This is a genomic window from Streptomyces sp. NPDC007907, from assembly GCF_042959365.1.
In the GTDB taxonomy this organism is placed as follows: Bacteria; Actinomycetota; Actinomycetes; order Streptomycetales; family Streptomycetaceae; genus Streptomyces; species Streptomyces indiaensis.
The window spans coordinates 146,528-160,658 of the sequence record NZ_JBIBKR010000008.1; the positions used below are offsets into that span (position 1 = coordinate 146,528).

The window sequence follows — 14,131 nt, forward strand, 5'->3', positions numbered from 1 at the left end:
GGATCCCACGACTTTGTGAAATCCTTCACCCACCCCCTTGGCCCGGCCCGCCGATTCGTGCTGAGATGCCGCCACCACTCAACAGCTCGATGGCGTGCTCGGGGAGGGCAACGTGGCGCATACCGCCATGTCTGGTAACGGAACGACCGCCGGTGACGATCCCCTCCAGACCGCGGTATGGCGGCTGCGCTCGCGCGGGTGCTGGGCCGACGCGGCCGCCCTGCTCCTGCCGGCCACACCGGCGGCGGCGCTGCAACGTGCGTCGCTCCTGGTGGAGCGGTGTCTGTACACCGAGCAGGGCTGGGAGGAGGCCGAGGACGCGCTGCGCACGGCCGAGGCGATGGCCCACAGCGACGACGAGCGGGGCGCGGCCGCTTGTGAACGCGGTTACTTGGCCTACGCGGCGACCCTGCTCGCGGTACGGGACCGGGCCGACGAGGCCCGGGCCGCGCTCGGCCGGGCGGCGGCGCTGCTTCCTCCCGGTGCTCCCGCGCGGGCTCTGCTGGACTTCCGTCGCGGCCTGCTGGCGGAGAACCTGACGAGCGCGCCCCAGGCCGCCCGGGCCGCGTACCGCCGGGCCCACGCGGGCGCGACGGCGCACTCCGACCCGCTGCTGCTGTCGTTCACCTGGCGCCACCTGGCCGGACTCGCCCTCCGCGAAGGGGAGTTGGCGGAGGCACGGCACGGGTTCTCGGAGTCGCTGCGGCTCCGGGAGGAGCTGGGCTATCTCGTCGGTACGGCCCCGGCGCTGGTGTCCCTCGCAGACACGGAGACGGAGCCGGAGGCGTCGCGACTGCGCGAGGAAGCGAGGCGGTTGTTCCGGCTGCTCGGCGGCGTACCGACGTGGCTGTCCCGCCAGTTGGCTCCACCGGTACCGCCGGCTGCGACGGCTTAGGCGTTGCCGCCGGGGCGGACCCGTGCCGCCCCAGCGGCACGACCGCCCGCTGCTGAGCCAGAGCGCGCCCACACCCGCGTACGGCGAGAAGGGGACGTGTCGGGGGGTGTCCGCCCGCAGCGGTTGGCCCGTCAACGAACAGTCAGTCGGTGTGCAAGCCCATCGCGCCGTTCCGAGGACGGACACCCCCCGGCGCGGCCCGGCCCCCATCCGGCGAGAAGGCGAAACGCGCGAACCCCGGCCGGTCAGCCGACGGCACCCGCCCCCGCGAAGTGCTCCCCCACCAGCGCCCTGACCACATCCAGATCCCGTGCGACCAGCGCGTCCAGCAACGCCGTGTGCTCATGCGCGTCCGCCAGCAGATCGGCCCGCGCCCGCACCCCGCGCGCACCCCCGACCAACGGCCACTGCGCCCTGCGGTGCAGGTCCTCCGCGATCTGCACCAGCTGCGCGTTGCCCGCCAGGGACAGCACAGCCCGGTGGAACCGCCGGTCGGACTCCGCGTAGGTGGCGCGGCATCCCGAGGCCGCCGCGCGGACCGTCGCCTCGGCGAGAGGGCGCAGCTCGGCCCAGCGCTCGGCGGGAACGGTGCGGGCCAGCCGCAGCATCACCGGGACTTCGAGCAGCGCCCGGACCTCGGCCAGCTCCGCCAGTTCCCGAGCCCCCCGCTCGACCACCCGGAACCCACGGTTGGGAACGACCTCGACGGCGCCTTCGAGGGCGAGTTGCTGCATGGCCTCCCGGACCGGCGTCGCCGAGACCCCGAACCGCTCGCCGAGCACCGGCGCAGAGTACACCTCACCGGGCCGCAGATCCCCCGCCACCAGCGCGGCGCGCAACGCGTCCAGGATCTGCCCGCGCACCGAGGCCCGCTGCACCACGGGCCGAACCCGCGGGGCGACCGGCGCGGCCGGCTCACTGTGCGTGTGTTCCCCCCGCACCTCCCCGACCTGCCGCGGCACCCGCACGGACCCGGCCGGCTCAGCCGCTGCCGCTGCCACCGAAGCCGACGGCGAAGCCGCTGCCGCCGAAGCCGATCCCGACGGCGAAGCCGACGCCGGTGCCGACGCCGCCGCGGCTGCCCACGGAGCCCCCGTGCCCGCAGAGCCCTGCGCTCCCTGCCTCACGGGTCCTCCTCCGGACGTATCGGTACTTGGGGTCATTACGGCGGGTTGTTACTCGTCCGTCAAGCACCATAAGCGCCGAAGCCCCCAGTTCAAATCCCTCCTTCAACTTCCGGCGATCTTGAGTAAGGTTAGGCTTACCTTCAAGAACCCCGTTTCTCCCGACGGATCGGTGATCACATGCCTGCGCCCGTTTCGGCCGTCTCCGGCGCCTACGCCCGCCTGGCCGACGTCCTCCCGGGCCTCGCCGTCACCGAACTGAACGCCACGGACGAGACCCCGCGCGGCGACGGCTGGACAGCGGCCGACGACCTCGCAGCCGCCGGCCCCGCCCTCGACCGCTTCCTGGCGTGGGACGTGGACCAGATCCGGCGCGACTACGGCCGGCAGGCCCGGCCCGACGTCGTCGCCGGCTTTGGCCTGCACCGCTACGCATGGCCCGCCTGCCTCCTGATCACCGTGCCGTGGTTCCTGCACCGCCGGGTCCCCCGCTACCCCGTGACCCACGTCTCCTACGACCGCACCGACCCGGGCCACGCCCTCGGGCACCTGGCCGTCCGCCCCGCCGGCTTCGCCTGCCTGCCGGGCGACGAGGCGGCCGGGCTGCCCGGCGCCCGGGTCGTCCCGGACGAGGAGGCACTGCGGGCGGAGGTCCGGTCGGCGGTCGCGGAGCACCTGGAGCCGGTGCTGACCGGCTTCGGCCCCCGGATGCGCCGCCGCGGGCGCGCCCTGTGGGGCATGGCGACCGACGAGATCGTCGAAGGGCTCTGGTACGTCGCCCAGTTGCTCGGCGAGACCGAGGAGCGGCGCGCGATGCGCGAACTGGAGCTGCTCCTGCCGGGCGCGAGCAAGCCGTACGTCGGCACGGCGGCGTTCCGGGAGCTGACCGGCCCCGGCGGCGAGCCGCTGCTCACCCGGGACCGCGCGAGCTGCTGCATGTTCTACACCCTGCGTCCCGAGGACACCTGCGCCACCTGCCCGCGCACCTGCGACACGGACCGCGTCACCAAGCTGCTCGCCACGGCCAGTTGACGCACACACGGGGGCCTGCCCCCCGTAGGATCATCGCGAAACCACACACCCGCTCAGGCGATTCACAGCATCCCCACGGGTCACGGGAACTTTCCGGAGAACCACTCGTGCGGGTAGTCTTGTTCGAACTCAACTCCCGCCCCTCAAGCGACAGTTCGAGCAGATCGCCGTCCTGGGCATTCCCTTGCACTTCCTTGGCGGTCTCTTGCCCCGAAACCCCCTGAGGGCCGATGGGATTGGGCCACTATGGCGGGCGTTACGCCCTATCCCAATGCAAGGGACCACCCAGATGAGACTGACCGACATATCGCTGAACTGGCTGCTTCCGGGCGCCGTGCTTCTCCTGGGCATGCTGGCGGCGGTGGCGGTGCTCGCGCGCGGCAAGCGCTCCTCGGTCAAGGACACGAGCGCGGACGACTCCTGGGAGCGCAGCGAGGAACGCCGCAGACGCAAAGAAGCCCTCTACGGCACCCTCTCCTATCTTCTTCTGTTCTGCTGTGCGGCCGTCGCCGCCCTGCTCTCCTTCCACGGCCTGGTCGGTTTCGGCGAGCAGAACCTCGGACTGTCCGGCGGCTGGCAGTACCTCGTCCCGTTCGGCCTGGACGGTGCGGCGATGTTCTGCTCCGTCCTCGCGGTGCGCGAGGCCAGCCACGGTGACGCGGCGCTCGGCTCCCGGATACTCGTCTGGACGTTCGCCTTCGCCGCGGCCTGGTTCAACTGGGTGCACGCCCCGCGGGGCGTCGGCCACGCGGGTGCCCCCCACTTCTTCGCGGGCATGTCCCTCTCGGCCGCGGTCCTCTTCGACCGCGCGCTGAAGCAGACCCGCCGCGCCGCCCTGCGGGAGCAGGGTCTGGTGCCCCGCCCGCTGCCGCAGATCCGCATGGTGCGCTGGCTGCGGGCCCCCCGCGAGACCTACCGCGCCTGGTCGCTGATGCTCCTGGAGGGTGTGCGCAGCCTGGACGAGGCGGTCGACGAGGTGCGCGACGACATGCGCAAGAAGGAGGAGGCCCGGCAGCGGCGGCGCGACCAGCAGCGCGTGGAGCGGGCCCAGCTGAAGGCGATCAGCCGCGGTCACCGCGGCCACTTCGGCCGCGGTGGCGGACGGGAGCTGGAGGTGCAGGTGGAGCGCGGCTCCTCGCAGGTCTCCGCGGAGCCTGCCATATCCGCGCCGGAGCCCCTGCCCGTGCGCTCGCGTCCCTCCCTTCAGCCGGTGCGCAAAGGAGCTGACGCGGTGACCGTCGACCTCACCGCGGAGGACGACACGATGGCACTGCCGCGTCTGGACTCCCTGGAGCGCAAGCTCAAGGACCTTGAGCAGCAGTTCGGTTAGCCGAGCCCGAGCACAGTGGCGAGGGGGCGTGGCCTGCGGGCCGCGCCCCTTCGGCGTTCACGCCGCGCCGGCCCCCAGCTCGAACCAGACGGACTTGCCCACGCCGTGCGGCCGCACGCCCCAGGAGTCCGCGAGGGACTGCACCAGGAGCAGGCCCCTGCCGTTCGTACCGTCGTCGGCGACCGGTACACGCAGCCGGGGTCTGCGGGCCACGAAGTCCCGCACCTCCACCCGCAGTCCGCGGGGCCCGACGGTGGCCGTGAGGACCGCGTCGTGGTCGGTGTGGACGATCGCGTTGGTGACGAGCTCGCTGGTGAGCAGTTCGGCCACGTCGGACTGCCCGTGTTTCCCCCACTGCCCGAGCAGTTCCCGCAGGGCCCTGCGCGCTTCGGGGACGGCCCGCAGGTCCGCCCGCCCGAGTCGGCGCCTCAACTGCGGCGCCGGATCGTGTTCCGTGACATCGTCGGTCCTGTCCTCCACCGTCTTCGCCGAGAAGCCCCCGATCGCTATGGGACCGCCTCGTCGTGCCTGCCTCTCCATGACCCCCGCCCGCGCGCCGATGTCGGTTCCCCTCCTGCTCGAACACGTTCACGGGGATCCATGCCCCATCGGGAACGCGGCAGTCATGCGGGATCGTCGACGACCGGGTGTTCGGCCATCGGAACGGCGCGGGCGGCGTGGGCAGTTGGCCGCCGAGCGGTACGGCGACGGAGGGGAGGGGGACAAGAGGGTAGCCGGTCGTCGTCCCCGGACGGATGCTGACCGCCGGAGATCGGACGATGGGCCGATGGCCGACTGCCGATCCGTGCGTACACGGGGAGGGGCCCGGGCGAGGGCACCGGGTGCGCGGTGCCTCGGTGAAGTTGGCTGAAGTACGACGGTCTTGACGGCCTCCGGAACCGGTACGGGGCCGTCCTCCCCACCCCCGTGGAGGGAGGACGGCCCCGCATCTCGCGAGGGACGCGCGTCAGTAGAGCTTGTTGACGGCGATGGTCGTCGTCTTCTTGAAGGCCGCGACGGGGGCGTCTCCGAAGTCGCCCATCTGGCCCCACCGCACGACGGTGACCGTCCTGCCGTCGCGCCCGACGGACAGCAGCGAGATGTCCGTGGAGCCCCCGGACGTCTCGGTGTGCACGCCGCGGACGTGGGCGCCCTCCTCGACGGGCAGCGAACCGTAGTCCCGGCCCTCGGCCTCGATGTCGGGGTCGTTCTTCTCCAGGCGGTCGGCGCAGGTGCGGATCAGGTCGTCGTAGTGCTTCGCCAGGGCCTTGGCCAGGGCGGAGGTGTCCGCCACGACGGTCAGCTGCACGGCGCTGGTGTCCAGGTCGGTGCGGAACTCCCGGTACCGGTAGTCGTAGGAGGGCACGCCCTCCGTGCTCACGCAGGTGCCGAGTGCCTCCGGGAACCCCTCGGTGACCGGGCCGGCCGTCCAGGTGGAGGACGGGTGCGGCGGGAGCTGGGACGCCGAGAGGAACTTCGGTGCGGCGGCCGTCGGCGCGGCTCCGGCGGCCGGGGCCGTGAGGACCGTGCCCGCCGCGAGGGCGGCGACGGTGAGTGCGGTGAGCGCGCTGGCTCGGAGGTGCTTGGGCATGGGTGTCCCCCGTGGGTGAATGCGTGGATGGTCGATGCCGCCGCGAGGCCGGCCGGCCGGCCCTGGTCTGCTCGGTGCGACACCAGAAGCATCAGCGGTCACACCCGGGGGACGCAACGGCCCGCACCCGATCCGGCACGGTGGAACCATCCCAGGCCGTCTGACGTGCAGGTACATGGGGTGCCTGGGATGCCGTTCCGGGCCGGGTCGGACCTACGGGGACGGGGGAAGGGTGTCGGCACAGGACGACGTCGACGACGTCGCGGAGTTCGCGGCGCTGCTGAGGACGCTGAAGGAGCGCACGGACCGCAGTTACGGTTCCCTGGCCCGGCGCCTGGCCATGAACACCTCGACCCTGCACCGCTACTGCGCCGGCGAGGCGGTCCCGGTCGACTTCGCCCCCGCGGAGCGCTTCGCCGCCCTGTGCGGGGCGTCCCCGCAGGAACGTCTGGAGCTCCACCGCCGCTGGCTCCTGGCGGTGGCGGCACGCCAACGCCCCCGCACGCCGAGCGCGGCGGCCACGCCCGCCGGGGTGGAGGACCCGAGAGCCGAAGACAGCACGGCCGCCGTCGCATCGCAGGAACCGGAGGCCAAGAACGACGCGGGCGCCCCCCAAGCGCAGGAACCGGTGGCCGAAGAGAGCACGGTCGCCGTCGCACCGCAGAAAGCGAAGACCAAGAACGACGCGGGCGCCCCCCAAGCGCAGGAACCGGTGGCCGAAGAGAGGGTGGTCGCCGTCGCATCGCAGAAAGCGAAGACCAAGAACGACGCGGGCGCCCCCCAAGCGCAGGAACCGGTGGCCGAAGAGAGCACGGTCGAGCCCGAAGCTCAAGAACCGGCGGCCGCACCCCTCGGCGTCGGTGGTCCTGCCGGCGTCGCGGCGCCGCTCCCCCGTCGCCCCTGGTACCGCCGTGGACGCGTCGCGGTCGGGCTGGCTGCCGGCTGCGCGGTGCTCGCGGCTCTCGGGAGCCTCGCCGCACTGCCGGACGGGCGGCATGCGTCCGCCGGCGACCGGGCCGGCTCGGCCGGTCCGGCCCCCTCCGGCATGACGGAGACCAGAGCGCCGGACCGGCGCGACGCCTCCCCCACGCCGAGCGGCGGTTCCCCGACCCCCCAGCGGTCCTCTCCCTCCGCCACCCCGAAGCAGTCGAAGCCCTCCCCGTCGCCCTCCACCCGCACCACCCCACCGCCCGCCGACGCGGCCGGCCCCGCCGTCCCCCTCACCTGGTCGGCCGACTCCCAGGCCTGGGAGCTGGGCTGCGCTCACGACTACGTCATCGCCAGGCCGCCCGGGCAGGTGGCGCCGCCTCCCGTCCCGCAGGACGCGGGCGTCTGGGCCGCATCGCAGAACGCGGTGCACGGCGGCGAGACGCTCGTGGAGCTGACGGTGCAGGGGCGGACCGACACGGCCGTCGTGCTGGAGGCGCTGCGCGTGCGCGTGGTGGGGCGGACGGCCCCGGCGCAGGGCAACGCCTACGCCATGGACCGGGGCTGCGGCGGTTCGATCACCCCGCGCTCCTTCGACGTGAACCTGGACAAGGACCGTCCCCTCGCCCGCGCGGTCGCCGGGAGCGACGCGGGTACGCCGATCCCGGCGGTGCGCATGCCCTACCGGGTGTCGGCCCGGGACCCCGAGGTGCTGCTGGTCAACGCCCGGACCCAGGCGTGCGACTGCCGCTGGTACCTGGAGCTGGACTGGTCCTCCCAGGGCCGCAGGGGCACGGTCCGGATCGACGACGACGGCCGCCCGTTCCGGACCAGCGGCATCAAGGGCCTGCCCCGCTATGTGTACGACACCTCCGCGCGCGCCTGGACGCCCTACAGCTGAGGGACCTCTAGAACCGCGGCACGTTGCGCAGGTTGGAGCGGGCCATCTGCAGCATGCGGCCGACCCCGCCGTCCAGCACGATCTTCGAGGCCGACAGGGCGAACCCGGTCACCATCTCGGCCTTGATCTTCGGCGGGATGGACAGCGCGTTGGGGTCGGTGACCACGTCGACGAGGGCCGGCCCCTTGTGCTTGAACGCGTCCCTCAGGGCCCCGGGGAGATCCTTGGGCTTCTCGACGCGCACCCCGTACGCCCCGCAGGCACGGGCGACGGCGGCGAAGTCGGGGTTCTTGTTGGCGGTGCCGTACGACGGGAGACCGGCGACCAGCATCTCCAACTCGACCATGCCGAGGGAGGAGTTGTTGAACAGGACGACCTTCACGGGCAGGTCGTACTGGACCAGCGTGAGGAAGTCGCCCATCAGCATGGAGAAGCCGCCGTCGCCGGACATCGACACGACCTGCCGTTTGCGGTCGGTGAACTGCGCGCCGATCGCCATGGGCAGGGCGTTGGCCATCGAGCCGTGGGAGAAGGATCCGATGACGCGGCGACGGCCGTTGGGTGAGATGTAGCGGGCGGCCCAGACGTTGCACATGCCGGTGTCCACGGTGAACACGGCATCGTCGGAGGCCACTTCATCGAGCACGGACGCCACGTACTCGGGGTGGATCGGCGTGTGCTTCTCCACCTTGCGGGTGTACGCCTTGACCACGCCCTCCAGCGCGTCCGCGTGCTTCTTCAGCATCCGGTCGAGGAAGCGCCGGTTCTTCTTCTCCCGCACCCGCGGGATCAGGCAGCGCAGTGTCTCCCGCACGTCGCCCCACACCGCGAGGTCCAGTTTCGAGCGGCGGCCGAGGTTCTCGGGCCGGACGTCGACCTGGGCGATCTTGACATCGTCGGGGAGGAAGGCGTTGTAGGGGAAGTCGGTGCCGAGCAGGATCAGCAGGTCGCACTCGTGGGTGGCCTCGTAGGCGGCGCCGTATCCGAGCAGTCCGCTCATGCCGACGTCGAAGGGGTTGTCGTACTGGATCCATTCCTTGCCGCGCAGGGCGTGTCCGACCGGGGACTTGATCTTCCCGGCGAACTCCATGACCTCGGTGTGCGCTCCGGCCGTGCCGCTGCCGCAGAAGAGGGTGACCTTGCCGGCCTCGTCGATCATCTCGACGAGCCGGTCGATCTCGGCGTCACCCGGACGGACCGTCGGGCGGGACGTCACGAGGGCGGTCTCGGCGGCCTTCTCCGGGGCGGGCCGGTCGGCGATGTCGCCGGGCAGGGTGACGACGCTGACGCCGCTGCGGCCGACGGCGTTCTGAATGGCGGTCTGCAGCAGCCGCGGCATCTGCTGCGGGCTGGAGATCATCTCGCTGTAGTGGCTGCACTCGGCGAACAGCCGGTCGGGGTGGGTCTCCTGGAAGTAGCTGAGGCCGATCTCGCTGGAGGGGATGTGCGAGGCGAGGGCGAGGACCGGGGCCATGGAGCGGTGGGCGTCGTAGAGGCCGTTGATGAGGTGGAGGTTGCCGGGGCCGCAGGAACCGGCGCAGGCGGCGAGGGAGCCGGTGATCTGCGCCTCGGCACTGGCGGCGAAGGCGGCGGTCTCCTCGTGCCGGACGTGGATCCAGTCGATGGCGGAGTTGCGGCGGACTGCGTCGACGACCGGGTTGAGGCTGTCGCCGACGACGCCGTAGAGACGCTTGACCCCGGCGCGGGTCAGGATGTCGACGAACTGTTCCGCGACGTTCTGTTTGGCCATGGTTCTCGTCTGCCCCTTCGGTCTCCTGGGATCCCTCCGGGTTCCATCAAGTCACACGGCTCGCGCTCACGCCTCCCACACCGCGGCGGCCGTACGGTCGTCCGCATAACCCTTGACCCGCACCTGGGAGTCGGCGAGGAACGCGGCGAGGCCGGGCGGATCGGGACGGGACCACCGCTCGGCGAGGTACTCGCCGAGTTCGGGCTCGCCGCGCAGGGGGTCGGCGAGGCCACCGCTGCACATCAGGAGCGTGTCACCCGGGCGGGCGACGGACGTCCGGAAGCGGAAGGGCTCGCGGGGCGGCTCCGGGGCCGGTTCGTAGGGGCTGGGGGGAGTGGGGATGCCCAGGTCCATGGTGAGCCGGTCGCCCTCGGGGGTCTCGGAGGGCGGCGAGCCGAAGCCCAGGACGGGTTCGCCCTTGACCTCCGCGACCTGTGGCTCGATGTCCTGCCACTCCCCCTCGCGCAACCGGAACAGCCCGCCCGGCCCGACCCCGAAGAACACCCGGGTGCGGCACCGGGGGTCCGCCGACAGCAGCAGGCAGCGCAGGCTGGCCGCGTACTCCTCGGGGGCGACGCCCTGTTCGGAGGCGCTGGCCCGGAGCTTGCCGAGGCTGCGGTCGGTGAGCCGGTGCAGCCCGGACTTCAGGTCGCCGCGCCGGCCGTTCCTTATGTCCTCGACCAGCCGGGCGTGGCTGCGTCCGACGGCTCGTCCGATCCAGTGACAGGCCTCGGCGGCCGCCCGGTGCGCGCCGGGCGCGGCCCGGGCCCCGGTGGCCATCGCCACCAGCAGCAGCGCGTGCTCGCCCACGCCGAACCGGGCGGTGAGCAGCGCATCCCTGCGGGGCTCCCCCCGGTACCGCGCGGAGTCCCCCCGCAGGGAGACGGCCCGCACTGTGCAGGCCCCGTACCGGGCCCCGTCCAGCACGGTGTCCGCCACTAGATCGTCGAGATCGTCCGGATCGGCGGCCGGGAGCGCGGTGGGTTCGGCGTCATAGGTCGGCGGGCGCGTACCGACGTGGCCACGGGGTCCGGGGGTGGACGCGGGGCGCTCCAGCACCGACGGGGTGTCTTCCGGTTGCGGAACGGCGGAGGGCGGCTCGGCGGGACGCGCGGGCGCTGACGGGGCGTCCTGGGGCTGTGGAGCCGCGGACGGCGGCTCGGCGGGCGGGGGCGGTACCGGCGCCCCGGCGGCGGGAGCCGAAGGGGCGGACGCCGGGGCGGCGGTGGGCGGGGGCGGTACGGGCGGCCGGTCGGCCGGAGCGCCGTACGCGGCTGCGTGCGGAGGGTCCGAGGGGGGTGGCGGAATCCGGGACGTCCGTGGGTCGGGGACCGGCGGGGCGGACGACGACCGCTCCGAGCTGCCCGAGGACGCACGGGGGTCGGCCGCTGACGGGGCCGCCTCGCCCGACTGCTCGCCCGGGGGCGCAACGGGGCCGACCGCGGGCGCGGCTCCCCCGCTCGACGACGCGCGGGCGTCGGTCGGTGGGGCCGTGTGGGGTGGTCGCTCGGGCGAGGGCGGGGCGGTGGCTGTTCGGTCGGGCCGCTGCGGCGGCCGCTGCTGCTGGGTCGGGAAGCTCACCGGGCCCGCGGGGCGCTCCGGTGGCGGCTCCCAGGGGGCGCGCTGCCGGTGCCGGCCGGGCTCGCGGGGCGGGTCGAGTACGTCGTCGGCTCCGGTCCTGGGCGCCGGGACCACCGGCTCCGCGCCGAAGGGCCGCGCCGCCGACCGGTTCGGGGAGCCGGCGCGCTCCTGGGCCCCGTCCCCCACGGCCCCCGACGCCGACGCGAACCGGTCGTCCAGGGAATCGCGCGCCGGTGTGGGGCCCGTGTCGTCGGTGGAGTCGTCGTACAACTCCCTCCACCAGTCGTCCTCGTGACCGGTGGGCCTTCCCCCCTGCTGGCTCATGCCCCTAATTGTCCACCGCACGAGCGGGATGAAAACGGGGCTTGTGGAAAAAACCGGCCCGCCGAGGGGCCGTGAACGACACGTCGGGTGAGCCGTAGAACGGCCGTACGAAGGGCGGGGTCCGGTGCAGTGCGTGCGGCTGACCTGCGGGTCTGGGCCCCAGACACGCTCCTGACCTGCGCGTTCTCCGGTGTTCCGGCAGTCTGGTCAGATGGGAGTGTGGGACCTCCTGCTGGTCGGGCTGGTCATCCTGCTCGGGCTGTGCGGAGTGCTGCTGCCCGCCATGCCGGGATCGTTGCTGGTGTGGGCCGCGGTCATGTGGTGGGCGCTGAAGGACCCGCAGCCCGTCGCATGGTGGGTGCTGGTCGGGGCCACGGCCCTGCTGCTGGTCTCCCAGGCCGTCCGCTGGGCGCTGCCACCCCGCCGGCTGCGGATGAACCGCACCACCCTCCGCATGCTGGCCTGCGCCGGCACCGGTTCCGTCCTGGGCTTCGTCCTGATCCCCGTCCTCGGCGCGGTCCCCGGCTTCCTGGGCGGGGTCTACCTCTTCGAACGGTTCCGCCTCGGCCGTCACGCCGACGCGGTGGCCGCCCTGCGCACGGTCATGCGCGCGGGCGGCTCGAGCATTCTGGCCGAGTTGTTCACCTGCCAGCTGATCGCGGCGGCCTGGGTGGGCGCCGTCGTCTGGGGCTGAACGGGTGGCCGTCAGGCCGGCAGCACTCCCTCGTGGGTCAGCAGCCGTACCTTGCGGTCCAGGCCGCCGGCGTACCCGGTCAGCGCCCCGCCCGCCCCGATCACCCGGTGGCACGGGCGGACCACCAGCAGCGGATTCGCGCCGATCGCACCGCCGACCGCCCGCACGGCGGCCCGGGGCGCTCCGATGCGCGCGGCGATCTCGCCGTAGGTCGTGGTCGCGCCGTACGGGATGTCGTCCAGCGCGGCCCAGACCTTCTCGCGGAAGGCGGTGCCCTCGGTGCGCCAGGCCAGGCGGAACTCCTTCAGCTCCCCGGCGAAGTACGCGGCGAGCTGCTCCTCGGCCTCCCGGAAGGGCCCGGGGTCGCGCCGCCAGTCGTCCCGCACCTCGCGTCCGCCCTTCTGGCCGGGCACCGACAGCGAGGTCAGCTCACCGGTCGGGGCGGCGGTGAGGAGCAGCGGCCCGAGGGGGCCGGGCACGCTCGTCCAGTAGGTCGGGCCGGTCATCGGGACTCCCACTCCCCTGCTGCGCGCAGGTGGTTCAGTGCGTACGAGCGCCAGGGGCGCCAGCTGTCGGGTGCGTCGAGGCCGGGCGGGGCCACGTCCGGGTCGCCGAGGGCGCGGGCGCGGATCTCGGCGACAGTACGGGAGTCCAGACCGGGCACGGCCCGCAGGGCGTCCTGCGCGGCGTCCCGGTCGGCGCCCGGGTCCAGGCGTACGGCCCGGTCGGCGAGGGCGGCGGTGAGCGCGCCTAGGGTGCCTGCGGGCTCGGCCGCGGCCAGCACGGCCGGCTCGGGGAAGAGGTGGGTGAGGCTCCCGCAGGGGGCGTCGAGGGCCTTGCCGTAGCGCCTTACGAGCCGTTCCGCCTCCGTGCGGCCGGCCAGGGCGCGCACGGCGAGTTCCTCCGGGTCGGCGGTGCCCGGCGAGCGCAGCCCGGGCCGGGCGGCGACCAGGGGTGCGAGCCGTGGGTCGGCGGCGAGGCGCTCGTCGACGGCGTAGGGGTCGGCGTCGAGGTCGAACAGGCGCCGCAGCCGCTGGACGGCGGTGGTCAGATCGCGCGGGTCGGTGAGGTGCAGCCGGGCGTCGAGCCAGCCGCCCGGGTGGGCTCCGAGTCCGGTCCGGGCGGTGCCGGGGCGTTCGTCGACGGCGACGATGCCGGTGCCGTACGGGAGGCGGAGGGTGCGCCGGTAGGTGCGGGCGCCGGGCGGGCCGCTCACCTCCTCGATGCCGGGTACGGCCTCGTGTTCCAGCAGGTCGAAGACGGGTCCCGCCTGGTAGGGGCCGCGGTGGGCGAGCCGGAGCGGGATGCCGGCGTTCGGGGTGGCGGTACGGCGGCCCCGGCCGTGCTTCGGTGCGGCGGCGCGCAGCTCGCTCGGCGTCGACGCGTACACCGCCCGCATCGTGTCGTTGAACTGCCGCACACTGGCGAAGCCCGACGCGAAGGCGATCTCGGTGATCGGCAGGTCGGTGGTCTGCACGAGGACACGGGCCGTGTGGGCCCGCTGGGCCCGGGCGAGGGCGACCGGTCCGGCGCCGAGCTCGGCGGTGAGCTGCCGCTGCACCTGCCGTGCGCTGTAGCCGAGGCGTACGGCGAGACCGGCGACGCCCTCCCGGTCGACGACGCCGTCGGCGATCAGCCGGACGGCCCGGCCGACCACGTCCGCGCGGACGTTCCACTCGGCGGAGCCGGGCACGGCGTCCGGACGGCATCGCCGGCAGGCGCGGAAGCCGGAGCCCTGCGCGGCGGCGGCCGTGGCGAAGAACCGTACGTTGGCCCGCTTCGGGGTGACTGCGGGGCAGCTGGGCCGGCAGTAGATGCCGGTCGTCTCGACGGCGAAGAAGAACACGCCGTCGAAGCGGGCGTCGCGGCTGCGTACGGCCTCGTACCTGGTGTCCTCGTCCGTTCCCTGATGCGTCACAGCTCCAGTCTCCGCCGCCGCCCGGCCCCCCGCTGGCGGAAATCGGACACCACGATCGGGCGGT

The 14,131-nt window shown here is 73.6% G+C and carries 12 protein-coding genes; 5 read left to right on the forward strand and 7 right to left on the reverse strand.

The genetic code is table 11. The annotated features are described in order from the left end of the window. Positions 1–127: 127 nt before the first annotated feature. Positions 128–895: a hypothetical protein gene (locus tag ACFZDI_RS30220; protein ID WP_361110199.1), complete on the forward strand. Its 768-nt coding sequence runs from the start codon at positions 128–130 to the stop codon at positions 893–895. A gap of 245 nt (positions 896–1,140) precedes the next feature. Here ACFZDI_RS30220 and ACFZDI_RS30225 read toward each other — a convergent pair whose 3' ends face one another. After that, a complete protein-coding gene (locus tag ACFZDI_RS30225; RefSeq protein WP_391254728.1) occupies positions 1,141–1,896 on the reverse strand; it encodes an FCD domain-containing protein in 756 nt (251 codons plus the stop codon). A gap of 303 nt (positions 1,897–2,199) precedes the next feature. On the opposite strand from ACFZDI_RS30225, the gene ACFZDI_RS30230 reads away from it, so the two are divergent. Together ACFZDI_RS30230 and ACFZDI_RS30235 are read left to right on the forward strand one after the other, a co-directional pair. After that, positions 2,200–3,051 carry a (2Fe-2S)-binding protein gene (locus ACFZDI_RS30230; protein WP_234850082.1) on the forward strand — a complete coding sequence of 284 codons (852 nt, stop codon included), beginning with the start codon at positions 2,200–2,202 and terminating at the stop codon, positions 3,049–3,051. Positions 3,052–3,340: 289 nt separating this feature from the next. Further along, positions 3,341–4,381: a DUF2637 domain-containing protein gene (locus ACFZDI_RS30235; RefSeq protein ID WP_361110193.1), complete on the forward strand. Its 1,041-nt coding sequence runs from the start codon at positions 3,341–3,343 to the stop codon at positions 4,379–4,381. 57 nt (positions 4,382–4,438) lie between these two features. Here ACFZDI_RS30235 and ACFZDI_RS30240 read toward each other — a convergent pair whose 3' ends face one another. Both ACFZDI_RS30240 and ACFZDI_RS30245 read right to left on the reverse strand, forming a co-directional pair. Further along, complete coding sequence (locus tag ACFZDI_RS30240) at positions 4,439–4,921, reverse strand: ATP-binding protein (protein ID WP_234850080.1); 483 nt, start codon at positions 4,919–4,921, stop codon at positions 4,439–4,441. 427 nt (positions 4,922–5,348) lie between these two features. Further along, entirely contained in the window at positions 5,349–5,972 is a 624-nt protein-coding gene (locus ACFZDI_RS30245) for a hypothetical protein (protein ID WP_391254733.1), read from the reverse strand. Between the two features lie 175 nt (positions 5,973–6,147). Between ACFZDI_RS30245 and ACFZDI_RS30250 the strand changes: the two genes are divergently transcribed. Further along, entirely contained in the window at positions 6,148–7,800 is a 1,653-nt protein-coding gene (locus tag ACFZDI_RS30250) for a helix-turn-helix domain-containing protein (protein WP_391254736.1), read from the forward strand. A gap of 7 nt (positions 7,801–7,807) precedes the next feature. On the opposite strand, the gene ACFZDI_RS30255 is transcribed toward ACFZDI_RS30250, so the two are convergent. After that, complete coding sequence (locus tag ACFZDI_RS30255; RefSeq protein ID WP_391254739.1) at positions 7,808–9,550, reverse strand: pyruvate dehydrogenase; 1,743 nt, start codon at positions 9,548–9,550, stop codon at positions 7,808–7,810. 66 nt (positions 9,551–9,616) lie between these two features. After that, positions 9,617–11,455, reverse strand: a complete 1,839-nt coding sequence (locus ACFZDI_RS30260; RefSeq protein ID WP_391254742.1) for a protein phosphatase 2C domain-containing protein — start codon at positions 11,453–11,455, stop codon at positions 9,617–9,619. Positions 11,456–11,666: 211 nt separating this feature from the next. On the opposite strand from ACFZDI_RS30260, the gene ACFZDI_RS30265 reads away from it, so the two are divergent. After that, a complete protein-coding gene (locus ACFZDI_RS30265) occupies positions 11,667–12,149 on the forward strand; it encodes a DUF456 domain-containing protein (RefSeq protein ID WP_234850562.1) in 483 nt (160 codons plus the stop codon). An 11-nt stretch (positions 12,150–12,160) separates the two neighbouring features. Here the strand turns inward: ACFZDI_RS30265 and ACFZDI_RS30270 are convergent, their stop codons facing one another. Both ACFZDI_RS30270 and ACFZDI_RS30275 read right to left on the reverse strand, forming a co-directional pair. Further along, the gene (locus tag ACFZDI_RS30270) at positions 12,161–12,655 is read right to left on the reverse strand and encodes a methylated-DNA--[protein]-cysteine S-methyltransferase (RefSeq protein ID WP_391254744.1); all 495 of its coding nucleotides are present in this window, start codon (positions 12,653–12,655) and stop codon (positions 12,161–12,163) included. Beyond that, positions 12,652–14,067, reverse strand: coding sequence for an AlkA N-terminal domain-containing protein (locus ACFZDI_RS30275; RefSeq protein ID WP_391254746.1), 1,416 nt, complete (start codon positions 14,065–14,067; stop codon positions 12,652–12,654). The genes ACFZDI_RS30270 and ACFZDI_RS30275 overlap by 4 nt, the downstream gene beginning before the upstream one ends. Positions 14,068–14,131 lie beyond the last annotated feature (64 nt).

Bases quoted from the DNA above. Each gene is read 5' to 3' on its own strand.
- ACFZDI_RS30220 (WP_361110199.1), top strand. From the start codon at position 128: ATGTCTGGTAACGGAACGACCGCCGGTGACGATCCCCTCCAGACCGCG.
- ACFZDI_RS30230 (WP_234850082.1), top strand. From the start codon at position 2,200: ATGCCTGCGCCCGTTTCGGCCGTCTCCGGCGCCTACGCCCGCCTGGCC.
- ACFZDI_RS30235 (WP_361110193.1), top strand. From the start codon at position 3,341: ATGAGACTGACCGACATATCGCTGAACTGGCTGCTTCCGGGCGCCGTG.
- ACFZDI_RS30240 (WP_234850080.1), bottom strand. From the start codon at position 4,921: ATGGAGAGGCAGGCACGACGAGGCGGTCCCATAGCGATCGGGGGCTTC.
- ACFZDI_RS30245 (WP_391254733.1), bottom strand. From the start codon at position 5,972: ATGCCCAAGCACCTCCGAGCCAGCGCGCTCACCGCACTCACCGTCGCC.
- ACFZDI_RS30250 (WP_391254736.1), top strand. From the start codon at position 6,148: ATGGGGTGCCTGGGATGCCGTTCCGGGCCGGGTCGGACCTACGGGGAC.
- ACFZDI_RS30255 (WP_391254739.1), bottom strand. From the start codon at position 9,550: ATGGCCAAACAGAACGTCGCGGAACAGTTCGTCGACATCCTGACCCGC.
- ACFZDI_RS30260 (WP_391254742.1), bottom strand. From the start codon at position 11,455: ATGAGCCAGCAGGGGGGAAGGCCCACCGGTCACGAGGACGACTGGTGG.
- ACFZDI_RS30265 (WP_234850562.1), top strand. From the start codon at position 11,667: ATGGGAGTGTGGGACCTCCTGCTGGTCGGGCTGGTCATCCTGCTCGGG.
- ACFZDI_RS30270 (WP_391254744.1), bottom strand. From the start codon at position 12,655: ATGACCGGCCCGACCTACTGGACGAGCGTGCCCGGCCCCCTCGGGCCG.